This is a genomic window from Marinobacter salarius, from assembly GCF_032922745.1.
Taxonomy (GTDB): Bacteria; Pseudomonadota; Gammaproteobacteria; order Pseudomonadales; family Oleiphilaceae; genus Marinobacter.
The window spans coordinates 3,211,684-3,236,428 of the sequence record NZ_CP136693.1; the positions used below are offsets into that span (position 1 = coordinate 3,211,684).

Annotated in this window: 21 protein-coding genes; 6 read left to right on the plus strand and 15 right to left on the minus strand. The window is 57.2% G+C overall.

Going from position 1 to position 24,745, the window contains the following annotated elements:
• The first annotated feature begins 52 nt into the window (after positions 1-52).
• From R1T46_RS14860 to R1T46_RS14880, 5 genes are all read left to right on the plus strand, one after another.
• Complete coding sequence (locus R1T46_RS14860; RefSeq protein WP_213480099.1) at positions 53-1,648, plus strand: FAD-binding oxidoreductase; 1,596 nt, start codon at positions 53-55, stop codon at positions 1,646-1,648.
• Positions 1,648-3,276: a glycerol-3-phosphate dehydrogenase/oxidase gene (locus R1T46_RS14865; RefSeq protein WP_317305960.1), complete on the plus strand. Its 1,629-nt coding sequence runs from the start codon at positions 1,648-1,650 to the stop codon at positions 3,274-3,276. The genes R1T46_RS14860 and R1T46_RS14865 overlap by 1 nt, the downstream gene beginning before the upstream one ends.
• The gene (locus R1T46_RS14870) at positions 3,273-4,835 is read left to right on the plus strand and encodes an FGGY-family carbohydrate kinase (protein WP_317305962.1); all 1,563 of its coding nucleotides are present in this window, start codon (positions 3,273-3,275) and stop codon (positions 4,833-4,835) included. Before R1T46_RS14865 ends, R1T46_RS14870 begins: the two co-directional genes overlap by 4 nt.
• A 106-nt stretch (positions 4,836-4,941) precedes the next feature.
• A complete protein-coding gene (locus R1T46_RS14875; RefSeq protein ID WP_075194809.1) occupies positions 4,942-5,784 on the plus strand; it encodes a cytochrome c oxidase assembly protein in 843 nt (280 codons plus the stop codon).
• On the plus strand, positions 5,781-6,398 hold the full coding sequence (locus R1T46_RS14880) for an SCO family protein (protein WP_075194808.1): 618 nt from the start codon (positions 5,781-5,783) through the stop codon (positions 6,396-6,398). Before R1T46_RS14875 ends, R1T46_RS14880 begins: the two co-directional genes overlap by 4 nt.
• A 12-nt stretch (positions 6,399-6,410) precedes the next feature.
• On the opposite strand, the gene R1T46_RS14885 is transcribed toward R1T46_RS14880, so the two are convergent.
• The 14 genes from R1T46_RS14885 to R1T46_RS14950 form a co-directional block, all read right to left on the minus strand.
• Positions 6,411-7,634 (minus strand): CaiB/BaiF CoA transferase family protein, encoded by a 1,224-nt coding sequence (locus R1T46_RS14885; RefSeq protein ID WP_286810123.1) that lies wholly within the window; start codon positions 7,632-7,634, stop codon positions 6,411-6,413.
• Between the two features lie 23 nt (positions 7,635-7,657).
• Positions 7,658-9,121 carry an NAD-dependent succinate-semialdehyde dehydrogenase gene (locus R1T46_RS14890; RefSeq protein WP_317308318.1) on the minus strand — a complete coding sequence of 488 codons (1,464 nt, stop codon included), beginning with the start codon at positions 9,119-9,121 and terminating at the stop codon, positions 7,658-7,660.
• A gap of 28 nt (positions 9,122-9,149) precedes the next feature.
• On the minus strand, positions 9,150-9,842 hold the full coding sequence (locus R1T46_RS14895) for a TetR/AcrR family transcriptional regulator (protein ID WP_085680776.1): 693 nt from the start codon (positions 9,840-9,842) through the stop codon (positions 9,150-9,152).
• Between the two features lie 45 nt (positions 9,843-9,887).
• Positions 9,888-10,427, minus strand: coding sequence for an ABC transporter ATP-binding protein (locus R1T46_RS14900; protein WP_317308319.1), 540 nt, complete (start codon positions 10,425-10,427; stop codon positions 9,888-9,890).
• The gene (locus R1T46_RS14905; protein ID WP_317305964.1) at positions 10,408-10,593 is read right to left on the minus strand and encodes an ATP-binding cassette domain-containing protein; all 186 of its coding nucleotides are present in this window, start codon (positions 10,591-10,593) and stop codon (positions 10,408-10,410) included. Before R1T46_RS14905 ends, R1T46_RS14900 begins: the two co-directional genes overlap by 20 nt.
• Positions 10,590-11,372 carry an ABC transporter ATP-binding protein gene (locus R1T46_RS14910; protein ID WP_317305965.1) on the minus strand — a complete coding sequence of 261 codons (783 nt, stop codon included), beginning with the start codon at positions 11,370-11,372 and terminating at the stop codon, positions 10,590-10,592. Before R1T46_RS14910 ends, R1T46_RS14905 begins: the two co-directional genes overlap by 4 nt.
• On the minus strand, positions 11,369-12,316 hold the full coding sequence (locus tag R1T46_RS14915) for a branched-chain amino acid ABC transporter permease (RefSeq protein WP_127401180.1): 948 nt from the start codon (positions 12,314-12,316) through the stop codon (positions 11,369-11,371). The genes R1T46_RS14910 and R1T46_RS14915 overlap by 4 nt, the downstream gene beginning before the upstream one ends.
• Complete coding sequence (locus R1T46_RS14920) at positions 12,313-13,182, minus strand: branched-chain amino acid ABC transporter permease (RefSeq protein WP_041334926.1); 870 nt, start codon at positions 13,180-13,182, stop codon at positions 12,313-12,315. The genes R1T46_RS14915 and R1T46_RS14920 overlap by 4 nt, the downstream gene beginning before the upstream one ends.
• 77 nt (positions 13,183-13,259) lie before the next feature.
• Positions 13,260-14,483, minus strand: a complete 1,224-nt coding sequence (locus R1T46_RS14925) for an ABC transporter substrate-binding protein (RefSeq protein WP_286810125.1) — start codon at positions 14,481-14,483, stop codon at positions 13,260-13,262.
• A 133-nt stretch (positions 14,484-14,616) separates the two neighbouring features.
• Positions 14,617-16,227, minus strand: a complete 1,611-nt coding sequence (locus R1T46_RS14930) for a long-chain-fatty-acid--CoA ligase (RefSeq protein WP_286810126.1) — start codon at positions 16,225-16,227, stop codon at positions 14,617-14,619.
• Positions 16,228-16,296: 69 nt separating this feature from the next.
• Positions 16,297-16,659: a DUF6285 domain-containing protein gene (locus R1T46_RS14935; protein WP_317305966.1), complete on the minus strand. Its 363-nt coding sequence runs from the start codon at positions 16,657-16,659 to the stop codon at positions 16,297-16,299.
• Entirely contained in the window at positions 16,643-17,680 is a 1,038-nt protein-coding gene (locus R1T46_RS14940) for a phosphotransferase family protein (protein ID WP_317305967.1), read from the minus strand. The genes R1T46_RS14935 and R1T46_RS14940 overlap by 17 nt, the downstream gene beginning before the upstream one ends.
• Positions 17,680-18,885: an acyl-CoA dehydrogenase family protein gene (locus R1T46_RS14945; protein ID WP_317305968.1), complete on the minus strand. Its 1,206-nt coding sequence runs from the start codon at positions 18,883-18,885 to the stop codon at positions 17,680-17,682. The genes R1T46_RS14940 and R1T46_RS14945 overlap by 1 nt, the downstream gene beginning before the upstream one ends.
• A 10-nt stretch (positions 18,886-18,895) precedes the next feature.
• Complete coding sequence (locus tag R1T46_RS14950) at positions 18,896-19,696, minus strand: SDR family NAD(P)-dependent oxidoreductase (RefSeq protein ID WP_317305969.1); 801 nt, start codon at positions 19,694-19,696, stop codon at positions 18,896-18,898.
• 243 nt (positions 19,697-19,939) lie between these two features.
• On the opposite strand from R1T46_RS14950, the gene R1T46_RS14955 reads away from it, so the two are divergent.
• On the plus strand, positions 19,940-20,758 hold the full coding sequence (locus R1T46_RS14955) for an SDR family NAD(P)-dependent oxidoreductase (protein ID WP_317305970.1): 819 nt from the start codon (positions 19,940-19,942) through the stop codon (positions 20,756-20,758).
• A gap of 62 nt (positions 20,759-20,820) precedes the next feature.
• On the opposite strand, the gene R1T46_RS14960 is transcribed toward R1T46_RS14955, so the two are convergent.
• Complete coding sequence (locus tag R1T46_RS14960; RefSeq protein ID WP_317305971.1) at positions 20,821-24,669, minus strand: DUF3427 domain-containing protein; 3,849 nt, start codon at positions 24,667-24,669, stop codon at positions 20,821-20,823.
• Positions 24,670-24,745: the final 76 nt, after the last annotated feature.

Below are 24,745 nucleotides of genomic sequence, written 5' to 3' on the forward strand. Positions count from 1 at the left end.
TGCCCCACGAGTAATCAGACGCACACACATTTACCAATAAGGAACGGCCAACATGCGACGCTGGAACGGCTGGGGAGATGACCAGTTCAATCTTGAGTTACCCAAAGAGGGGCAGCGGTTTCTGGACGAGCGCGTAGGGAGTGCCGTTCCACTCGCGGATGTATCTCTGGAACAGGTTTGCACTCAGGTGCCAGATAGTAGGCTGCCCCCGAATCCGGCCTGTATCGACGCGGCCGAAGATCGGGTGCGTCACGCCCGCGGGCAAAGCCTCGCAGACTGGCTCGCCATGCGCAGCGGCGACTTTGGCGTATTTCCCGATGGTGTTGCCTATCCGGAGTCGTCCCTGGATGTCCAGGCTCTGCTTCAGTATGCCGACGAGAACGGTATTGCTCTCATCCCCTATGGCGGCGGCACCAGCGTGGCGGGCCACATCAACCCCGTGGCCGGCGACCAGCCAGTGCTGACCGTTGATATGGGGCGGATGAATCGCCTGATAGACCTGGACAGGGAAAGCCAGATCGCCACTTTTGGGGCTGGCACCCCGGGACCGTTGGTGGAGTCACAGTTACGGGCTCTGGGTTATACCCTGGGGCACTTTCCGCAGTCTTTCGAACTGTCCACCATTGGCGGTTGGGTCGCCAGCCGGTCCAGCGGGCAGCAATCACTCCGCTATGGTCGTATCGAGCAGCTGTTTGCCGGGGGCCGCATCGAAACCCTGAAAGGCACGCTGGACATCCCCACGATTCCCGCCTCCAGTGCCGGCCCGGACATCCGCGAGATGATCCTGGGCTCCGAGGGTAGAATCGGCCTGATCACTGAAGTGAAAGTGCGTGTCACGCCCTTGCCGGCCCATGAAAGCTTTCATGTCATGTTCTTCCCTTCGTGGGACAAGGCTCGAACAGCGTGTCGCAAGCTGGTGCAGAACCGCACCCAGCTCTCGATGCTGCGCCTGAGCAACGCCACCGAGACCGAAACCCAGCTTGCCCTGGCGGGCCACCCCGGGATGATTGGCCTGCTTGAGTCCTATCTGGGCCTGCGGGGCGCCAAAGACGGCAAATGCATGATGACGTTTGGCGTCACAGGCAGCAAACGCCAATGCCGGAATGCCCTAAAGGAAACTCGCGAACTCTGCCGCGAGTTTGGTGGAATCTACACCGGTAAACAGCTGGGCGATAAATGGGCCGCCAAACGCTTCACCATGCCGTACCTGCGAGAAGCCCTCTGGGAACTCGGGTACGCCGTTGATACCCTGGAAACCGCCACCGACTGGGACAACGTCGACAAACTCTTAAACCAGATTGAAGAAAACCTCCGTAACCAGCTGAATGAAAAGAAAGAGCTGGTTCACGTTTTCACTCATCTTTCGCATTTCTATACCCAGGGCTGCAGCCTCTACACCACCTATGTGTTCCGGGTGGCCGACAGTTACGAGGAAACCCTGGCCCGCTGGAAAACCCTGAAAACCAGCACCTCTGAGATTATCGTTAACAACCGGGGCACCATTAGCCATCAGCATGGCGTTGGCAAGGATCACGCGCCCTTCCTGCCGGTCGAAAAAGGCGAGCTGGGCATGCTGGCCATCGGATCTCTTTGCCAGACATTCGATCCGGCCGGCTTGATGAACCCACAAACACTGGTTCAGAAGTAATGCCACTAACGCGCGAACAAAAACTTGACCAGCTGGCCCGTGGCGACGCCACCTTCGATGTGGTGGTGATCGGCGGGGGCATCACCGGAGCGGGCATCGCTCGCGAAGCCGCCGGCAGCGGCTTGAGCACCTTACTGGTAGAGCAACGAGACTTCTCCTGGGGGACCTCCAGCCGTTCTTCGAAGATGATCCACGGTGGCCTGCGCTACCTCGGCAGCGGGCACTTTCGCCTGACACGGGACGCGGTGCGGGAACGTGAGCGCCTGCTGGCAGAAGCGCCTGGGCTAATCGATCCCCTGCGCTTCATAATGCCTCACTACCAGAAACAGTTCCCCGGTCCCAAGCTGTTCCAGCTGCTGCTGCGTCTGTACGACCGACTTTCAGGACAGCCATCCAGGCAGCGACTCAGCCCGGCAGACACATCGCAGTGGGTGCCGGGCCTGTCCACCAACCACCTGACTGGTGCCAGCGGCTTCACCGATGCCGTTACCGACGATGCGCGTCTGGTGCAACGCGTACTCGAAGAAGCCGAGGCCGACGGTGCTGTCTGCCTGAATTACATGAAGGCGCAGGCAGTTCTCCGCAACAGTGAAACCAACGCCGTCACAGGCGTTCACCTTCTGGACACCAGCACAGAAGCCCAAACGCTGGAAAGGATCGTCAACACCCCACTGGTTATTAACGCCACGGGTGCCTGGGCGGGCCAGTTGAAGCAGACCGATAGTAGTGACACCCGAATACGTCCCCTGAGGGGAAGCCACCTGGTTATTCCTTATTCGCGTCTTCCGGTGTCCTGTTCGGTGTCGCTGTTTCATCCGGAGGACCGTCGGCCGGTATTCGCCTTCCCATGGCAAGGCACGACGGTGCTGGGGACCACGGACCTCGACCACACAGAATCGTTGTCCCATGAGCCCGCCATCAACCGGGAGGAGCTCGACTACCTGCTGAAGATCTCCTCAAGCCTGTTCCCCAGCAGTGCCATCACCGAGCGTGACGTGATCGCAACCTGGGCGGGAGTGCGCCCTGTTGTCACCCAATCACCCACGCTTAATCAATCAAAGGGAACGCGAAAACCCTCAAAGGAAAATCGGGAGCATGTGATTTGGTCCGACAATGGCCTGATCAGCGTCGCCGGTGGCAAGTTAACCACCTTCCGGTTGATCGCCCGGGAAGTACTCGAACGGGGGCAAATGCCGGGCTTTCATCTCAGAAGCGATGCGCTGCCGGTATTTGCATCGCCCCCCGACCTCCAACGTCCTGACGCCATCAGCCACCAGAACTGGCATCGCTTGCAGGGCTTCTACGGCCCTGCTCTGGCAGAGGTCCTGCGTGCCGGAACTCATGAAACCGTTGGCGGCACCGACACCCTGTGGGCGGAGTTGGCCTGGGCGGCCGCCAATACCGGAGTGATCCACCTGGATGACCTGATGTTGCGCCGCACCCGGCTCGGGCTGGTGCTTCCAAAAGGCGGTAAAGGCCTGCTCCCGGACATACGTTGCCTGTGCAAACCCATCCTGGGCTGGGACGACACCACCTGGGAACGGGAAGAGGCACGTTATCTGGAGCTCTGGCGATCTTGCTACTCGCTTCCGGCCACATTTCCGGCCAAACCGGGGGCCACTGGATGAACACGATCAAACCGCTCATCCTGGCTATCGACAACGGCACCCAGAGCGTGCGGGCCCTGCTATTCGACACTCAGGGCAATCTCGTTGGCAAGGGCAAACAGGAGATTGAACCCTACTTCTCCGAGCAGCCGGGCTGGGCGGAACAACATCCGGAGTATTTTTGGGAAAACCTCGGTAAGGCGTGCCAATTGCTCTGGAAAAACACCGATGCCTTGCCGACTCAAGTGGCCGGGGTAACGCTGACCACCCAGCGTGGCACCGTTGTAAATCTGGACGAACATGGCAAGCCACTCCGGCCAGCCATCATCTGGCTCGACCAACGTCACGCCCGGGTTGAAGGGCCTGTGCCCGGTTTATGGGGCTGGCTGTTCAAGCTGATTCGTCTGGAACCCACCGTTGACCGCATCCGAGAGAAAACCCAGGCCAACTGGATTGCCCAGAACCAGCCCGAAATCTGGGCGGCCACCCGGCATTACCTGCTGCTGTCGGGCTACTTGAACTACCGCCTGACAGGCCAGTTCAGAGACTCCGTGGGCAGCCAGGTGGGGTATATCCCGTTCGACTACAAACGCCACCAGTGGGCCGGCCCACGTGATTTCAAGTGGCTTACCATGCCCGTTCGCCGTGAGATGTTGCCGGAACTGGTTAAGCCCGGCGACAAGATCGGCGATCTCACCGGAGACGCGGCCCGGCACCTTGGCCTGCCGGGGCCACTCCCGGTGATTGCAGCGGCGTCGGACAAGGCCTGTGAAATCCTCGGCTCCGGCGGCCTGACACCAGAGGTGGGCTGCATGAGCTACGGCACCACGGCCACCATCAACACCACCAGCAAGCGTTACCTGGAACCGGTACGCATGATGCCGCCCTATCCCTCCGCCCTGCCCGGTCACTATTCCACCGAGGTGATGATCTACCGTGGCTTCTGGATGGTGAGTTGGTTCAAGCGCGAATTCGGTCTACGGGAACAGAAACTGGCTGAGCAGAAAGGCGTGGAGCCGGAAGTCCTGTTTGATGAACTGGTTCGGGCCGTTCCCGCCGGTTCGATGGGGTTGATGCTGCAACCCTACTGGTCACCCGGGGTTCGCCAGCCGGGGCCGGAAGCCAAGGGCTCCATCATCGGGTTTGGCGACGTCCACACCCGCTCCCACATCTACCGAGCCATACTGGAAGGCTTGGCCTACGCCCTGCGCGAAGGCAAGGAACGGATCGAGAAACGCAGTGGCGTCCCCATCCGCAGGCTGAGAGTCGCCGGGGGCGGTTCCCAGAGCGATGCCGCCATGCAACTGACCGCCGATGTTTTCGGACTGCCCGCAGAACGGCCTCATACCTACGAAACGTCCGGTCTTGGCGCCGCCATCGACGCTGCCGTTGGCCTGGGGCTTCATCCGAATTTCGAGACGGCGGTGAACGCGATGACCCGAGTGGGTGATGTCTTCCATCCGCAGGCCGACACCCAGAAACTCTACGAGCGCCTGTATCGAGAGGTGTACCTGAAGATGTATCCCCAGCTTCAGCCGCTGTACCGTAAAATTCGGGATATTACGGGGTATCCCGATTAACACAGCAAACCCAACAATCTCTTGAATTTAGCCGTCACTCCGGTAAAACTCTGGATCAGCAACAACAATCACCCGGTTCCACCCCCAGAGCACAAAGGCAAGCCCGATGTCGGCCTTAGACTACCTTGTACCCTATGACTTCTCGCCGCTCACCATATTGAGTTTCGTGCTCGTTCTGGCGTTCTACGGGTTCGGCCTGGTCAGGATGCCTGCTGACGATCGCCCCGGAAGTGGCCGGGTGCTGGTATTTGTGGTGGGCGTCATGCTTTGTTACGGCGTGATGCAAACCCGTTTCGATTACTACTCCCAGTACATGTTCTTCGTTCACCGGGGCCAGCATCTGATACTGCACCACCTGGGGCCGATCCTGATTGCCCTGTCCAACCCCCTCCCGGTGATGCGTTTCCTCTACAGCCTGATCAATCCCGGCGTACGGCGGGCGCTAATACCGCTGGGGTGGATTTACCGTTTTCTCCAGCACCCGGCGATTGCCTCATTCCTGTTTGTAGGTCTGATCTACTTCTGGCTCTGGCCGCCAATCCACTTCGACGCCATGCTCAGCCGGGATCTGTATTGGGTGATGAACTGGAGCATGCTACTGGACGGTATGCTGTTCTGGTGGTTGATCTTTGATCCACGTTCACCCGTCATCAGCGACGCTCTGGGCTACGGCAAACGCATCCTTCTTCTAGCCCTGGTTGCCATCCCCCAGATGGTTCTGGGCGCCACCATCGTGTTCTCACGGGGTATGGTGTACGACGTGTACGAAGTCTGCGGTCGCGCCTGGCCAATGCCGCCAGAAACGGACCAGTTGCTGGGCGGATTGCTGACCTGGATTCCCCCGGCCATGATGAGCATCCTCGGCATACTGATTATCCTTCGACGTGCCATGCGTGAAGATGGCAAGGTGTCGCCCTATAACGAAAAGCTGAAGGCCAGCCATTCATGAAAAACCGGTTCCTACCCTGCAGTCATAAAGCGATCTCTGCCATGGTACTTTTGGCGTCTCTAGTGGTGCTCGGTGGGTGCTTTGGCGACGATGAAAACTGGAATGGCAAAGACATCAGCGGCCTGATGCCGGAACTTGCCTTCGAGCTGACTGGCACCTCCGGCGACACGGTGACGGCCGAGCAAACCGACGGCAATATCCGGCTGCTGTTCTTCGGCTTCACCTCCTGCCCTGATATCTGCCCCGCCACACTCCAGAAACTGTCCAGGGCGGTGAAGGATTTGCCCGCGAAAATGCGAGCAGACACGCAGATTGTCTTTGTCAGCGTGGACCCGCAACGGGACACCCCAGAACGCATCGACAGCTACGTGAGCTTTTTCAGCGACCGGGCCATCGGCCTGACCGGCGAGGAACCAGCGCTCAGGGAACTCAGTAAGCGTTACCGCACGACCTTTGGTTACGACGAGCCAGATGCGGAAGGTAACTACAACGTCTCACACAGCGGCGCCGTGTATGTGTTCGACCGCGAAGGAAAGGCCCGTCTGTTGATCCGGCCGGAGCTGAGTGTGGAGGATATCCGTATGGATCTGGTTGCGTTGGCTGAGGAAAGCTAACGCAACACCAGATCACGAGACTATGCCGCGCTCCCTTAGGCTCTCTATTTCGCCAGAAGAGAGGCCAACAATCTTCTCAAGGACCTGTTTCGATTGCTCCCCCAACAGCGGAGGCGCCGTCCTGTAACTTACCGGTGTCAGCTTCAGCCTGATCGGATTGCCAACCGTCGGGACATCGCCCAGCGATGGATGCTGAACAGACTGTTTCATTCCCCGCGCAAGAACCTGTGGGTCTTCAAATACCTGATCCAGGGTGTTAACCGGCCCGCAGGGCACCCCTGAACGCTCCAGAATTTGCACCCATTCCTGTGTTGACCGCATCACCGTGGCCTGCCGCAGCCTGGGAATCAATTCCTTTCGATTCGCTACGCGAGCCCGATTTGTCGCAAAACGCTCATCGCTCGCCCACTCCGGATGCTCAAGAACATCGCACAACCGGGTGAACTGCTCATCGTTACCGACGGTTAGCACCATGTTGCCATCTGCGGTAGGAAAATCCTGGTAAGGCACGATATTCGGATGGGCGTTCCCCATCCTCCCCGGCGCCTGGCCCGTGGTCAGGTAATTCATGGCCTGATTCGCCAGACAGGCTACCTGCACATCCAACAGCGCCGCCTCGACATACTGCCCCTCTCCCGTACGGTCACGGTGACTGAGCGCAGCGAGCACACCAATGGTGGCATACAGCCCGGTCATGATGTCTGTCAGTGCTACACCGACCTTCATTGGCCCGGCGCCGGGCTCGCCGTCAGGTTGCCCGGTGATGCTCATAAGCCCGCCCATGGCCTGGATCAGGAAATCATATCCGGGCCGGTTCGCGTAAGGGCCATCCTGGCCAAATCCGGTGATCGAGCAGTAGATGAGTTTGGGGTTGATTTGCTTCAGGCTGTCATAATCCAGGCCATAACGTTTGAGGCCCCCGACCTTGAAGTTTTCAAGGATGACATCCGACTCTGCGACCAGTTTTCGGATCAGTTCCTGCCCTTCGGGATGGGCGATATCGACCGCAAGGGACTGCTTATTTCGATTGGCGGTCAGGAAGTAGGCAGAGAGATCTGCATTACCATCAGCCCCCTGCAGATAAGGTGGCCCCCAGGAGCGCGTGTCGTCCCCGGATTTTGGGCGTTCAATTTTGATAACCTCTGCGCCGAGATCCCCAAGGATCTGCCCTGCCCAGGGACCAGCCAACACTCTGGAAAGATCCAGGACACGCAAATGAGATAGGGAGCCAGACATTCAATTCTCCTTGAAAAAGGGACTCAGCGCATTCCACCGAGGCAGAGGTATTTGAGTTCCATGAACTCGTCCAGGCCATGCCGTGACCCTTCACGACCCAAGCCGCTTTCCTTGACCCCGCCGAAGGGAGCGGCCTCGGTTGAAATGATGCCATCGTTGATGCCAATCATGCCGGTTTCCAGGGCCTCGGCCACGTGCCAGATGCGCCGGATGTCATTACTGTAGAAGTATGCTGCCAGACCAAATTCCGAATCGTTGGCCATGGTGATGGCCTGTTCCTCGGTCTCAAACCGGAACAGCGGTGCCACCGGGCCAAAGGTCTCCTCGCTGGCCACCAGCATGTCCTGGGTGACGTCCGTGAGAATGGTGGGCTCGAAGAAGGTGCCACCAAGAGCGTGCGCCTGGCCTCCCATCACCACTTTTGCGCCCCGTTCTGTCGCATCGGCGATGTGCCGCCTGACTTTATCGAGCGCAGCCTGGTTGATCAGCGGACCCTGATGGGTCTCGCCTTCCAGGCCTGCCCCGACGACCAACTTGCCAACCGCAGCCTTAAGCTTCTCAACAAACTCGTCATACACGCCAGATTGCACATAAATGCGGTTGGCGCATACACACGTTTGCCCGGTATTTCGGTACTTGGAGGCCATTAATCCCGTTACCGCAGCATCGAGATCGGCGTCGTCAAACACGATAAACGGTGCATTGCCGCCCAATTCCAGGCTCACTTTCTTGACCGTGCCACTGGCCTGGCTCATGAGGAGTTTGCCCACGGGCGTGGACCCCGTAAACGACACCTTGCGAACCACCGGGCTGGTGGTCAGTTCCTCACCCACCTGCGGCGCCCGGTCTTTCGAGCAGGTAACGATGTTGAGGATCCCCGGTGGAACTCCGGCGTCCTCGGCCAACACCGCAAGCGCGAGCGCGCACAACGGCGTGTCTTCAGCAGGTTTGACCACCACTGGGCAACCGGCAGCCAGTGCCGGGGCAACCTTACGGGTGATCATGGCCACCGGGAAATTCCAGGGCGTGATTGCCGCCACTACCCCAATCGGCTGTTTGATAACCACAATCCTCTTGTCACGGCCGTGGCCAGGAATGACGTCACCATAGGCCCGCTTGGCTTCCTCGGCAAACCACTCGATGAAACTGGCGCCGTACGCAACCTCACCGCGAGCCTCGGCCAACGGCTTGCCCTGCTCTGCCGTCATCAAACAGGCCAGGTCCTCCTGATGTTGCATCACCAGATCGAACCACCGACGCAGAACACCCGCTCGCTCCTTGGCCGGACGGGCACGCCATTCCGGCCACGCTGCCTCGGCCGCCCGAATGGCCTGCCGGGTATCTTCGGCGTCCATATCCGGCACATAAGCGAGATGCTCTCCATTGGCTGGATTGGTTATCGCGAGCCGATTACCCGAACGGGCCTGGACCCATTCGCCGTTGATATGGGCGCTTTCGCGCAATAGTGCCGGGTTTGTCAGTCTGATAGTCATCACATTCCTCACAGAAGGAGAGTCAACGCTCTCCGAGCAGATAGCTTTCAATCACATCCCTGACAAACGCGGCATAGTCGTCAACCGCAACACTCTGGTCACGGTATTTCCGGCGTTTCAGGTACCAGTCCTGCAATAAGGCTTTGATCATGGAGGCGACAAGGCGGGCATTTCTCGAGCGGTAAACCTTGGCCTCTATGCCATCCTCAATAAGCCGCAGAAAGATCTCCTCGATCTCCAGCTCAATGGCGACAGCGTCGCGTTTTTCCTCGGCCGGCAGGCTCTTCGCTTCCATGTAGGAAAAGTAGAACCAGGCCCGCATCAGCTCGCTCAGATACAGGTGTGCCTTAATTGCAGAGAACATTCTGTCCCGGACATCCTCTACGTCTTCCGTGTAATGGATCAGAGTCCGACGCGTGATAATGAATCCGTGGCTCTGGATCAGGTGGATCAGGTCATCCTTGTTGCGGATATACGCATAGAGCCCACCCATGCTCATGCCGGAATCTCCGCACAGGTCCCTCAGCGTCATCGCATGAAACCCCTTGGAGTTGGCCAGCCGCAGGGTCGAGTCGATGATTCGGGTCAGATTCTTGACCGCTGTCGCCTCCTTTTTAATACTGATGCGTTCCTTGTTCTGGCGGTACACATCGCGGATCACATCCTCCTTGGACATGCGGAGTTCACCGCGGAATGCTTCGTAATTTTCGATCATAACTGCCACGTCCGTTTGCCTCTGCGGCGGGGATTATAAGCCACGCTATGCCACGGACAAGAATCGGTCCTGGGTAGCCTGGTCCGCCTTCAGGTCCTGACTGCTCGCCTCGTGCACAACCTGGCCCTTTTCCAGAATGTAGGCTCTTTGAGCATGCTTTAGTGCGAATCGCACGCTTTGGTCGGTAAACAGGATGGTGGTGGTCTGGCTGAGATCGTCAATCAGCTCACCGATCTGCTGCACGATAACCGGGGCCAGTCCCTCGTTGGGCTCATCCAGTAACAACAGTCGTGGCTGAATCATCAGGGACCTTGCCACCGCCAGCATCTGTTGCTGACCACCGGACAGGGTCGCGCCGTCCTGGTCCGCCCGTTCGCCCAGCATCTCGTATTTCTTGAGGATGCCATCCACCGTCCAACGCGCGGCACTGCCCTTGCGTTGATAGGAGGCCACATCCAGGTTATCCCGCACCGTCAGACCAGGAAATATCCGGCGGTCTTCCGGTACGTACCCGATGCCAGCGCGGGCGATGCGGTGTGCCGGCCAGCCCTGGACTGGCTTGCCTTCATAGAACGACCTCGCCAGATCTCGGAGGCGTCAGCCCCATGATGCTTTTCAGGGTGGTGCTCTTTCCCGCCCCGTTCCGGCCGAGGATGCAAACCGTCTCACCGGCTTCGAGCTGAAGGGTAACACCCTGGAGCGCCTGACTCTCGCCGTAGAACGTTTGAATGTTGCGAACATCAAGAATCATGGGTTGGCCTCCTCGACCGCTTCGTCGTCTTCTTCGCCCAGGTAGGCAACACGCACCTCCGGGTGGTTCTTGACTTCCTCGGGTGTGCCGGCAAAAAGCTTCTCGCCACGGTGCATGACCAGAATCCGGTCCGCCAGATTGAAGACCACATCCATATCGTGCTCGGTGATCATGAAGGTGTAGTCACCGCTACCGGCAAGTTGTTTGATCAGTTGGGTGGTGCGCCGGGTTTCATCCGGAGTCATCCCGGCAGTTGGCTCGTCCAGAAGCACCAGCTTAGGTTGCGTTGCCAGCACCATGGCGATCTCCAGTAATCGCTTGTCGCCGTAGCTGATCACTTCTGCACGCTGTGCTTTCAGGCTGTCGATGCCCAGACGCTTCAGAAACTCAACCGCCTCGTTCTGGATTTCGGTATTGCGGGACGCGATATTGAATAGCTTGCGGCTGTGGCCATGGTAGGCCGATAGCACCACTTCCACGTTCTCCTGCACCGTCATCTCCGGGAAGATATTATTGATCTGGAACGATCGCGATACGCCCAGCCGGCTGATCTTGTGGGGAGGCAGGCCGGTGATATCCTTGCCGTCCAGCATGATCGTGCCTTCCGTTGGCTGCATCCGGCCGGACACCATGTTGTAGAAGGTGGTCTTGCCGGCACCGTTGGGGCCGATAATCGCGATGGTTTCCTTGGGCATGACGTCCAGGTTGATATCAGAGACCGCCGTGACGCCGCCAAAACGCTTGGTCAGGTTAGCAATGGTAAGGACCGGGTTAGTCATTTTTTCACCTCCATCCACCAGTCAATGGCAGTGCCCAACAGTCCCTTGCGGAAGAAGATCACCATCAGCGCCAGGATGATACCCAGAACCAGCATCCAGGATTCCGTGTAAGTGGTGATCCAGGTTTCCAGCAATACGAACGCCGCAGAGCCGATGAACGGTCCCAGGAAAAACCCGGTACCCCCCAGGATGGCCATCAATATCGGTTCGGCGGACATGGACCAGTGCAGAAGCTCGGGGCTCGCCACACGCAGGAATGGAGCGATCAGACCACCGGCCAGGCCCGCAAAGGTTCCGGCGATGACGAAAGCCACAAGCCGATACGTCCGCACGTTCAGCCCGGCGAAGGATACCCGCTCGGGATTCTGACGGATTGCCTTGAGGATCATGCCAAACGAACTGCGGCAGATCAGGTAAAGCACTATCGCGGCGATGGCCACAATACCCAGCACCACATGGTAATAGACCGAGGGATTCGCCAGAGTGAGGTCAAGCCCCAGCCCGAAGGAGCCCAGGGTAAACCCGGCGAGGCCGTCACTGCCGTTGGTCACCGAGCGCCACTGGTAGGCGATGGCAAAGACCATCATGCCAAAAGCCAGGGTCAGCATGGCAAAGTACACCTCATTGAGGCGGACGCTCAGGAAGCCGATCATCAAAGCCAGTAGTGCGGACGCCCCCATGGAAACCATCAGACAGACCAGGAACGGCCACTCCAGGTGAATCAGCACCAGGGCCGTGGCGTAAGCGCCAATACCGAAGAACGCCGCATGCCCGAAGCTCAGCATGCCGGTATAACCGAAAATCAGGTTGAAGCTGGCCGCGAACAGACCCAGGATCAGGATTTCGGTAAAAATAAACACATAGAAATAGGAAGCAATCCAGGGCACCGCAATCAGCCCGGCAATCACCACAGCCAGAATGGCCATCAGAACCTTGGTTTTCATGCATTTGCCCCTTTGCCCATAATGCCGTGTGGTTTGAACAACAGAACCAGCGCCATGCCGACGAACGGCAACAGCAGGTTCACTTCCGGCAGGTAGCGGCCACCGAAGCCATGAATCAGGCCCAGGATGATGGCTCCAAGCAAGGCGCCCGGAAAGCTGCCCAGCCCTCCGATCACCACCACAATGAACGACTCGATAATGATCTTGTCCCCCATGCCTGGATCCAGCGCACGCATGGGTGCCGCCATGACGCCACCGACGGCGGCCAGCCAGGCGCCAAAGGCAAACACGCCGGTCACCACCAGCCGGGTGTTGATGCACAGCGCTTCGGCCATATCGCGATCCAGTGCCGCGGCTCGCATGATGCGGCCGACACGAGTGCGGTTGAACAGGTACCAGAGACCAGCTAGCAATAGTAGGCCGATGACGATCACGAACAGGCTGTAGGTGGCAACGGAACTGCCTAACAGCCGCACCGAACCTGACAGCAGATCCGGCGGCTGGACCACATGGATGCCACTCCCCCAGATCATCCTCACACTCTCGTTAATGATCAGCAGGATAGCGAATGTCAGAAGCAGGCTGTCTGCTACGTCACGGGAATAGATAAAGCGCAACAGCAACCGGTCGATGATGACGGCCAGGATAGCGACGCCAATGGGCGCCAGGATCAGGGCTGCCCAGAAAGGCATGCCCGCGATATTGATCAGTGTGAAGGCCAGATAGGCCCCCAGCATGTAAAGTGCCCCGTGGGCAAAGTTGATGATGTTCAGCACACCGAACACGATATTGAGGCCCACTGCGATAATGAACAGCAGCAACCCTATATCGAGACTATTCAGCAACGCCGCTCCGATGCCAGACATGTATTACCTCATTACGTTAGGGCCGGATTCGTGGCGCCCCTGAGGGCGCCACGGCAAGCAAAAGAACAATCGTCAGATCAAAGCTTGCAACCGGTCTCTTCTACGGTGCGGGCTACTTTTTCGCCGTCAAAAATCTGCAGGTTGTTCAGCGTGCGAATGCCATGCTCTGGATGCATGGAGCCGGAAACACCCCAGTTCGGGCTGACCATGGCCTGGTTATCGCCTTTGCGGAACGTCACCGTACCGTTCGGGGCGTCCATGCTCATGCCACTGAGCGCCTTGGCCACAGCCGGCCCCTCGGTGCTGCCGGCCGCTTCCATCGCCTGCTTATAGGCGTAGATGGCAGCGTACGCACCCTCAGCGTTATAGCTGGGAGGGTTGCCATAGGCGTCAAGGTAGGCTTTCACGAAGCGGTCGTTAATGTCGTTGTCGTAGGCCTCGTACCAGTACCGAGTAGACAGATGCACTCCCTCGGGCATTTCCTCGCCCAGTGCGGTCAGTACTTCGGTCGCGGCGCCAACGGTAAACATCACCTCCAGGTCCTCTTCGAAGAACCCACGGGTGTTTGCCTGGCGGACAAAGTTGACCAGGTCACCGCCCCAGACAGAGATCAGAACGCCCTCGGCGTCAGAGTCCATGACCCTGTCAATGAACGGGGTGAAGTCCTCGGCGCCGAAGCGCGGGAAGTTGGTCTCCGACATCAGGTTGACGTCCGGATTGATCTCTTTGAGGTAGTTTCCGAAGAATTCCCAGGACTGATGGCCGAAGGCATAGTCCGGACCGATGGTGGTCCAGTTGGTGGCATCGGTTTCCGCAGCCACCAGCGCGGCGGCTTTCATATTCTGGGCCACGTTGACACTGATACGGTAGGTGAACGAATTACACAACTTGCCGGTGACATCGGGCGTGGCAGCGTGGGTAATGATCAGGGGTTTCTGTAACTCCGGCATGGTTGGAACCATACCCTGGGCCACACCAGAGCTGTCCAGGCCCACAAGGGCGTCCACACCCTCCGAGTAGACCAGTTTGCGAGCGGCCTGGATGGCTACTGAAGCCTTCCCCTGGGTGTCCTCATAGACCATTTCGACCTGACGACCCAGAATGCCGCCGGAGCTGTTGATTTCATCCACTGCCAGGTTGATGCCCTTCTGGGCAAACTCACCATAGGTGGCAGCACTGCCAGAGAGGATGTAGAGGCCCCCGAGCCGGATGGGCTCCTCAGCATAACTGGTACCGGCGGTACCCAACGTAGCGGTTGCGGTCATCGCAACCAGCAGTTTCTTGATGCTTGATGTTTTCATGGTAATGCTCCTGTGTTCTTGTCTTTTTTGTCACTGGAACTTTCTGGCCTGTTAAATCAAGCCACGATTTCATTGTCATAAGTTCGTCGTTCGCGTTATCGCAACCTCCTGCTGACCATGGCCAGCGTAGTCATCAGGACAACGTGTCCCTTAGAATGTTTTTGCGGATCTTGCCCGTGGCAGTCTTGGGCAACTCACCCAACACCACCTTCCGCGGCGCCTTGAAGTGCGCCATTTGCTCCCGACAAAAGGCTATAATTTCCTCGGGCGTGAGTTCCTCACCATCATCGATCGGATTAATAAAGGCGCATGGAACCTCGCCCCATTTTTCGTCGGCCATGGCCACCACTGCCGCCTCAGACACTTTCGGGTGCCGGTATAGCACTTCCTCCACTTCCAGGCTGGAGATGTTTTCGCCGCCGGAGATAATCACATCCTTGGCCCGGTCCCGGATTTCGACATAATGATCCGGATGCATGACGGCCAGGTCACCGGTGTGGAACCAGCCGTCGCTGAAGGCCTTTTCGGTGGCTTCCTCATTTTTCAGGTAGCCCTTCATCACCGTGTTGCCACGAATACAGATCTCGCCCATGGCTTTTCCGTCTGCAGGCACCGCCTCCCCGCTGACCATATCCAGCACCGCAACTTCATCCAGCCCGTGCGTGGAAACACCCTGGCGGGACATTTTTAACGCCCGTTCTTCCAGCGGCAATTGCTGCCATTCCGGCTGGGGCACACAGAGCGTCGAGGGGCCAAACGTTTCGGTCAGGCCATACAGGTGGGTGATCTGGAAGCCGATTTCTTCTGCCTTGCGAATCACACTACTGGGAGGCGCTGCGCCGCCCAGGGCAAATTGGGCCGGCCGGGAAAGTGTCAGGCTCGCGCGCCCCAGGTCCTGTATCAGCAGGTTCATCACCACCGGCGCTCCGCACATGTGGGTGACACCGTAGTCTTCGATTCGGCGGTAGATCTCCTGACTGTCCACCTCCCGAAGACACACATGAGTGCCGCCAACGGCGGTGATTGCCCAGGTATAAGCCCAGCCATTGCAGTGGAACATTGGCAGGGTCCACAGGTAGACGGTCTCGGCCGTCATGTCGAAAGCCATGGCGTTGGTCATGGCCGCCAGGTAGGCGCCGCGATGGTGGTAAACCACGCCTTTGGGATTGCCGGTGGTTCCAGAGGTGTAATTCAGGGAAATGGCATCCCACTCGTCTGCGGCATGCTGCCAGCCAGCTTCCGCATCGCCTTCCTGCAGCAAGGTTTCGTAATCAACATCCGCCAGACCCTGGCTCTTCCCTGCCTTGCTATCGATGCCAACCAACAAGGGATTAACCTCAAGCTCGGCTACGGCGGCCCGGATCTGCTCTTCCCACTGGGTGTCGTAGAACAGAACCCGTGCCTCACCATGGGCCAGGATAAAAGACAGGGCTCCAGCATCGAGGCGGATGTTGATGGCGTTCAGTACCGCACCCGACATAGGCACGGAGTAATGGGCCTCAAGCATTTCGTGGGAGTTCGGACACAGGATTGCTACCGTGTCGCCTGTCTCGATACCGCGTCGACTCAGGGCACTGGCCATCTGGCGGCAGCGGGCGTAAAGCTCCCGGTAGGACAGGTTCATGTCATCATCAATCACCGCCAGCTTGTCCGGGTACACCCGAGCGGACCGCTGCAGCAGCGTGAGCGGGGTAAGTGGCGAATAGTTTGCGGTGGTCTTGTTCAGGTTCTTGTACTTGTTCATGTCGCACCTATGTCACACCCAGGTCACACCCAGGTCACACCCAAATCACACCATCCGGGATTGTTCGGGTTATTTCAGGTAGCCCGGATTGTTTACTTTTAGTCGAGTCTCCGCCATTGCGCGGAGGACCGCCCGCAACTCACGGTCGCTGCCGTCGACAACGCGTTCACGAAGCGCCCTGGCCAGGGTCTGTTCACCCTGCCCCGATTCCTCCGGCAGCGCGTGCCCGGCCAGAAAACGGGAGAGCATGACGTCGGTTGATTCGGGCTCTCCCGCCTCTCGCTGTTCCTGTTCCCGGATGGCCATGCCCATGGCATTGGCGATCATCAATGCCTCGTATTTGCGCTCTCCCTCAAGTTCGGGGACCAGCGAATCGAGCAACACCTGGCGAGCCTCGGCCAGCAGGTCGCGGGTCTCAGGTCGATTGATCATTGCCATCCTCCAGTTCCTGAATCTGGTTCAGCAGGTCATATTCCATCTGAGCGACCATGCGGCCGGTTAACGCCAGCTCGAGCGAGCGCTGCTCACCCGACATGTGACGACGCGCCTGTTGCAAGGCAATGGCGGCCCAGCGCACCAGCGCCATGACCTCCCAGTAGTTGACCCTTGCCGGACTAATGCTGGCTCCGGTTACCTCCCGGTAGCCGTCCAGAAGATCCTGTTTATCTCCAATTCCGCCCACTTCCCGTTCATCAGCACCGAAACGCCAACTGCGACTACAGAGCCACCCCAGATCCTCGCAAGGGTCGCTCCAGGCGGCGAATTCCCAGTCCAGGATCGCCGTCAGTCTGTCGCGGCTTATCATGTAATTGCCGGTTCGGAAATCGCAGTGGCATAGAACGGTGGGACCTGGTTCCGGCGCGTTATCCTCGAGCCAGTTCAGTGCCCACTCCAGCACCGGGTGTGGCTCACCAATCTCTTCCAGATAGCGGCGGTAAAGGGCGACCCGGCTAAGAGCCGGATTGTCCGGGTTGGGCATCGCCAGAAAGTCCAGCGAATCGTCCGGCGGCCTGACGCTGTGAAGTCTCGCAAGCTCTGCGCCAAACGTTCGAACAAGAGCGCGGCGCTGCTTGTCAGTAAACTCCGACTTGACCAGCTTGCGTGGCGACGCACTCCCGGCAGCCCGAGCCATGACATAGAACACCTGCCCGGTGACCGCAGTATCCTCGCACAGCCAGAGAGGTTCAGGCGCCGTTACCCCGGCACCGAAGGCCGCCTGCAACACCCGAAATTCCTGCGGCCTGGTCAAGCTCTCGGCCACTCCGGACGGTGCGTCCTGTCGCACCACAAATTCGTGCCGCCCGGGACGGTTACCACCTACCAAATCCAGCGTGAGCCCGAAGTTATCCTGGATCGCCCCTCCGGAAAGCTTGTCGAAAGAGACGACCGTTGCGTCGGAGGCTCCAGTCTGCCGCACTATAAAAGTGGCAAAGGTATCCTCAAGTGCAGACATCAGGCTTCGACTCCCCAGTGCCAGAAGTCTGTACGCTCAGCCAGGAGTGTTCTCGAGAACACCATTTTGTGCACTTCCGATGCGCCATCTACCAGCCTTGCCTGGCGGGCATAGCGATAGATCCACTCCAGCGGGGTATCCTTGGAGTACCCCCTGGCGCCGCAGAGCTGGATTGCCGTGTCTACCGCCTTGTGCAAGGTATCGGCCACCGACACTTTGGCCATGGAAACCTCCTTTCGGGCAAAGTCACCCTGGTCCAGTTTCCAAGCAGCGTGCATCGTCAGTAATCGGCCGATCTGAATCTCCATTGCTGCCTCACCAAGCAGCCATTGCACACCTTCGCGTTGCGCCAGGGGCTGCCCAAAGGATTCCCGGTTATCCACGTAGTCAGTGGCAATCTCCAGGGAGCGTCTCGCCAGGCCCAGCCAGCGCATGCAGTGGGTAAGACGGGCCGTGCCCAGGCGAATCTGGGTCACCTTGAGGCCGTCTCCCACCTCCATCAGTCGATTTTCGTCCGGGATTTCCAGACCATCAAAGCGCAGCTCGCAGTGGCCGCCGTGCTCTTCCGGCCCCATGATTGGAATACGCCGGATGATCTCCCAGCCCGGATCATCCTTATGAAACAGGAACGCACTCAGGCCTTTGCGAGTATCTTCGGAGGTGCGCGCAATCAGAATGAAATGGGAGGCTTCTGCTGCTCCGGTGATGAAGTGCTTGTGGCCATGAATCACCCAACGATCGCCCTTGCGCGTCGCGGTAGTCTGCATCATGCCGGGGTCCGAGCCACAACCGGGAGGTGGCTCGGTCATGACGAAAGACGAACGCACCCTGCCCTCAACGATGGGTTTGAGCCAGCGCTCCTGTTGGGCCTCTGTACCGACTTTCGCCAGCACGGTCATGTTGCCATCGTCCGGTGCCGCGGAATTGAACACCACCGGCCCGAAAATCGAACGGTTCATTTCCTCGTAACAGGCAGCCATACCCGAGATATCGAGCCCCTGACCGCCCAGGCGCTCGGGAATCTGCAAGCACCACAGGCCTTGCTGCTTTGCCTTTGCACGCATCTGCTCAAGATAGTCCGTCGCAATGTTCTCGTGCTCATCGTAGGCTTCCGGGTTCTGCTCCAGCGGCAACAGCTCCTGTTCGACAAACTCACGGATGCGTTTTCGGTACGACTCGTTCCTGGGGTCCAAATTGAAATCCACAGCCCACTCCTTACAACGAGGATTGAAGATGCCCGCCATCCACCACAAGGGTGCTGCCGGTCATATAGTCGGAAAGTCCGGAAGCCAGCAGCAACAACGGACCACTCAAGTCATCAGCCTGCCCCAATCGACGCTGAGGAATACGGCGGATCATTTTCTGGCCGGGTTCACTGTTAAAGAAATCGCGGTTCAGATCGGTTTCGATGTAACCCGGGGCCAGTGCGTTAACGCGGATTCCATATCGGGCCCACTCCAGTGCAAGAGCACGAGTCAGTTGTTCGACACCAGCCTTGGCGGCGGCATAAGGCGCTACGTTACCGGCCACGCGATGACCAAGGATGGAAGAAATCATAATGATGCTCCCGCCCCGATTAATTGCTGATAGACGACGGGCGGCTTCGTTGCCAACCAGCCAGCATCCCTTGAGATTTGTGTCGATAACCCGGTCCCAATCCTGACCGTTAAGGTCCAGAGCCTTCTTGCTCGTTGCCACACCGGCATTGGAAACGACGACGTCCGGAATGGCGATCTCATCAGCCATGGTATTGAAGGCGTCAGCGACACTGGACTCGTTGGTGACATCCATAGTGACTACGTGGATACGATCAGCATGTTCCGGAAATTCGGCCTTGAGGGACTCAAGTGCCTCTCGGCGACGGCCACTAACAATGACGCTGGCACCAGCTTCAACAAGACAACGAGTAAAACTCTGACCCAAGCCGCCAGCAGCACCCGTTACCAGAGCAGTCTTGCCGTTTAGCCGCAGAGACCCATTTGCGTTGTCTGAATTCGTTTGATTGGAATTATTCATATCGCGACCTCCGCCAACAAAAATAGAACGAGCGCTCGTTTTATTCAACCCTTAAATTGAATTGTTAATAAACTGGAGGCGGAAGTGCGTCGCAAAGACAAGGCTCTGACTGAGACCATCTTGCTTCTGGCGTGAAAAAAACTGGATCAACAACGCCGGTAGATTCAGGCGACAATGTACTATAGGCGTCACTGCCACCCTCCCTTTTTGGGAGGTCTGGCATCAAACCAAAGGACATCCATTATGACGAAACTCGCCCTGGTAACCGGTGCCAGCGCCGGAATTGGCCGCGAGGCCTGCGCCCTCTTTGCCCGGAACGGCTACAGGGTGATCGCGCTTTCCCGACAGCCAACCGGCGTCGAGTCAGCCGATCGGGAGCTAACGCTGGATCTTGAATCCTTCGAACAGATTGAAGGGCTTGCGGGCGCTCTGGACACCGAAATCGCGGGCGCCGAGCGGGTTATTCTGGTCAACAACTCCGGTTACGGCCAATTCGGTGCGCTTCGCGATCTGTCCGAATCCATGTGGCTAAAGCAATTCAGCACCCACGTATTCGGCCCCATCAAGCTGGCCGCCGTCTGCCTGAGGCTCTGCGAGCAACATGAAGTACCGTTACGGGTCATCGCGGTGAGCTCTGTCTTATCCATCGCACCCCAGAAAATGAAAGGCGCCTACTGTGCCGCCAAATCCGCGATGAACGCGGCTCACGACAGCTTCTGGTTTGATGAGCAGGACAGCAAAAGCCTGGAAAGTGTTTCGCTTGTGCTTCCCGGGCCCGTGGCTACCCGGTTCAGGGAGCATGCGCTGGCCGCTTTACAGCCCGTGATTGACCGGGCAAGCGCTGTGCACCAGGAAAGGTATGAAGCACTGGAATCAGCACTGGCGCCAGGGGCCAGAATCAAGCCCTTTACAGCCAGTGCGTTGGATGTCGCCGAAAAGATTTACCGGGCGGCAGAAGCGGTGCGTCCCAAGCCTCGATATTTGGTTACGCCGCAGACTTACATTGCCGCATTAATCACTCGGTTTATGCCGCACTCTGTCCAGCGGAGAATATTGAGGTAGTTGTGTATCTTGGGGTTCCTTTTTGCGACCGCTCCTGTAATAACCTCCGAGTCAGTTTGAACTCAATCCGTGGAACTAAGCCTGAACGTCACGCTCATTGGACTGCTCCCCTCATAGCTCTGATACTCAACGGTGCCGAAATAAGTGAAGGGAGAAGCTTTGCCGTTACGCAGCTTATTTTCACGAACAAATAAGTGTACTGAGAGCCCGAGCATTTTGTGGTTGATCAACTCCCGCCCCCGCTTACTTTGGGGCGTAGCCGAATTCTGACTCTGCCAGTGGAATGTGTGCTCATCAATCCAGTGATCAACGTAGCGGTGTTGAACCCCTTTGCCCTGCTTGTTTAACGTCACCAACAAAATATGCGCATTGGCATCTTTCAGAAAGACGTGACCACTTTGCCAATTGCCAGGATTAAAATTGGCACCGAATAACTCCGGAATCTCCTCTCTCGGGATTTCCTGTCCGAGAGCCATTTCCAATGGATCGATAACCTCACAAAAGCGTGCGAACGTTCGAAACTGTTCTAGAAGCTCTGGAGTGACAAGAATGTCTTCATAGTCTGGATTGGCAGCCTCGAGCCGATATTCACCTACGGGAGATTTACGAACCGTCCGAAGAAGGTATTGTGTGTCACCTGCTTCATCCATCCGTTCAATCGCGAGCATTTTCCCAGTGATCGATCCAGCTTGATTCGGGTTGATCTGTTCAAGCAACAGATAATCACCGTCCTTAATCGGCTGCTTCCCGCCGTTCATTGAGCTACCGGATGCTCTGGCAATGAAATGACGATTTGGCTCGATTCGCCCGTGTCCCAATCCGATGGACCTGTACTCCGGCTCTTCAGCGTGACTACTTCTGAAGTGACCACAAGCGATCTTCAACGATGGGAAGTAAGGCAACTCCGTTCCAGAACGCGTGAGCGGGACGATATTTTCAGACGACCACTGCTCTTGCTGGGCAGACTGCCGTGCTTCATAAGAGGCCAGGCGATAATCGATTAGCTCCTGAACCATTTCCTCGAAGGGCGGTATCTGACCATCTTCCAGCTCAACAACTGGCTTGAATTGATCGTTCTCAATCTCAAAAACTGCTGGCGACTTGTTGGTCCAATGATCGACAGGGTTTTTCTTCCAGTATTGCTGCCATTGCGCCGAGGAGCCATCAACGCCCCTCACTGAAGCCGCAATTTCTTGATATAACTTCGGGCGGCGTTTCAGTGTCTCCCAAGATTCTTGAGCAAGTTTCGAGAGCTTAGGCGGGCTACGCCATCCGCCTAACTGCTGGAAAACGTCGAGCAATATCATTTTGAATGATTTGCTCATGGCCGTCGTTTCAACTTCCAGCAAAAACGTTTCGTAGCGGGACAAGAGCTCCGTCTCAAGCTCGCTGAGATCTTCCATATCCCGAACCAATCCAAACCAACTTCCGTGTAACTTGCGAGTCTTAGCGATACTGGCACCGAAACGATAGTACTCGGTGAGTGTTGGACGACGACCAAACGTATCCTTCAGTACCTGATAGTCTTTTTCAGCGCCCTGGTGATCAAGACCTTTCAGGAAGTCGATTATCTGCAGATCGTAATTGATAAAGCATCCGTCTGGCAGTTCCAACTGATTCTTTTCAGCTTTCCTGGCAAACTCGGCTAACTGCCGGTGATTCATCGCCTGGCCAATCAGCGCCTGAGGTTTGTGTAGGAAGCTTTGGTGGTTACCCACGAAATCCAGAATCACAAGATTGTCTTTTCCAGTGGCGACGCTTTTACGAAGGCCCCGGCCAATTTGCTGAAGGAATAGGATCTTGGACTCCGTTGGACGCAACAGCAGAACAGTATCAATGGCGGGCAAATCGACACCCTCGTTGAACAGGTCGACAGAAAAAATCACGTCGAGCTGACCATTTTCCAACTTCTCCAAGGCCTCGCCACGAGACATCTCAGATTCACCGTGAACGGCTGCCGCCTTGATCCCTTTTTTTACAAACTGGCTCGCCATAAAATCGGCATGGATCCGTGAAACGCAAAAGGCCAAGGTCCGGCTTTGCTTCTCTTCACTCCATACCTTGAGCACATGTTTGGCACGTCCATAGGTAGCAAGCTTATTGGCAAGCAGGTTGGGATCGAACTTTCCGTTGCGCCAGGGAATCTCAGTGTAATCGACCGTCTCGTCATAGATGCCGTAGTAATGAAACGGCACCAGGAATTGGCCCCTGACGCCCTCAAACAACGGGTATTCGAAAACCAAGTTGTCGTCACACAACGACAGGATATCCGAGCGGTCTGTCCGGTCTGGGGTTGCCGTTAATCCCAGGAGAAACTGCGGCGCAAAGTAACTCAGAAGCCGATGATAGACGGGCGCTGCCGCATGATGGAATTCATCGACAACAATATAATCAAAATGCCGGGGGTCAAATCGATCGAGATGCGTTTCTTTGCCGAGCGTTTGCACCGATGCACAAAGGATGTCCACTGTTCGATCGCGCTGCTTCCCCATGTAAAAGCCAACGCGGCTATTTGGCTTGATCCGCAGATAGGTCTCGGCCGCTTGATAAAGAATTTCTTCGCGGTGGGCGACAAAAAGAATCCGACGGGCGCCCATTTGAACCGCATCAAAGGCAGATAGCCAGGTTTTACCTAAACCTGTTGCTAACACGACCAACCCCCTTCTGTAGCCTTCTACGCGGGTTAGATCCAGGGCCTCTAACGCTTCCTGTTGCACTTCATTAGGTGCTGGAACTTCCAGCTTCTCATCACTGCCCGGTTCCAGTGACTGTTCTGGTGGTTTCCTCCGTTTCTCGTACACATCGATCCAGTTGTCAGTGAGAGGCACAACATTGGGGTGCTGAAACAGTTCATCGAACCTGCTGACAGCTTCGAGGTACCCAGAATCGGGCGGGAAATCCACCTGATAGTTCCATTCCAACCCGTCCTGCAGCGCTTGTCGGCTGATATTGCTAGAGCCGATGAACGCCCTGCCCCACATTTGCTGATTCTCACCATGGCCAGCGAAAAGGTAAGCTTTCAAATGAAAGCTACTCCCTTTGCTCTGATAGACACGCACCTGAGCGCCATGGTCATGCAACAGGACAAGCTTTCGAAGGGCTTCTGTGTCAGTAATGTCCAAATAATCACTGGTGAGAATGCGGATGCGAGCCGGATCAGGAGTTCGTTGCAGCGCGCTCACCAAATCCGGGAACAAGAGATTTAAACCGGTGGTTTTAACAAAAGCTACCGCCATATCTACCTGATCAGCAGATTTAATTGCTTGGCAAAGCTTGGGTAGGAAATGATGTTCTTTCCCGCCCGTCGTCAGCTTTTTGTGGGAAGCCGGCGCCTTGGTCAGAAGAATGTTCAACCACTGCTCATCCCTATCAGGACGCTGATCATCAGTGCGCCACATCTGGCAAGCTTCATAGTCTGTCAGGTCCTGAATCCACTGCTCGGCAATCGACTCGTCAGCATCAGTAAAGTGCCGGCCATTGTGGTCACGTTCCCCCTGGCCAACCTTGAAACTCATGTAGAAAACGCCATCCGGTTTGAGGGCATTCCATAACCGTTCAATAGCTCTGGGTACTTCAACGCGAGGCAAATGCAAAAGGCTGGCACAAGCCCAGATGCCGTCATACGTAATGGATTCCTGAACGTCTGAAAAAGACCTGTGCTGAATTGGCAGGCCGGTCTTTTGGCGGGCAAGAGAGGTGATGGCTTTTGAGCCATCGAAAGCAGAAACGCGGTAGCCATTCTGTTTGAAATACAAAGCATCTCGACCAGAACCACAGCCCGCATCCAGAATGTGTCCACCTTCGGGAACTTGTGGCAAGAACTCTCGGTAAAGGTCTTCCATGCTGACCTCAAACGTAGACTCCACAAAGTCATCGGCATTGCTGTCGTAATAGCTCAGCGTATCCTGCATTGAATAGTTCCCTTGCGACTAATTAGCCTGAAGTCGATCTAGACCAGGCTACCAGGCGGACAGGTCGTCGCCAACA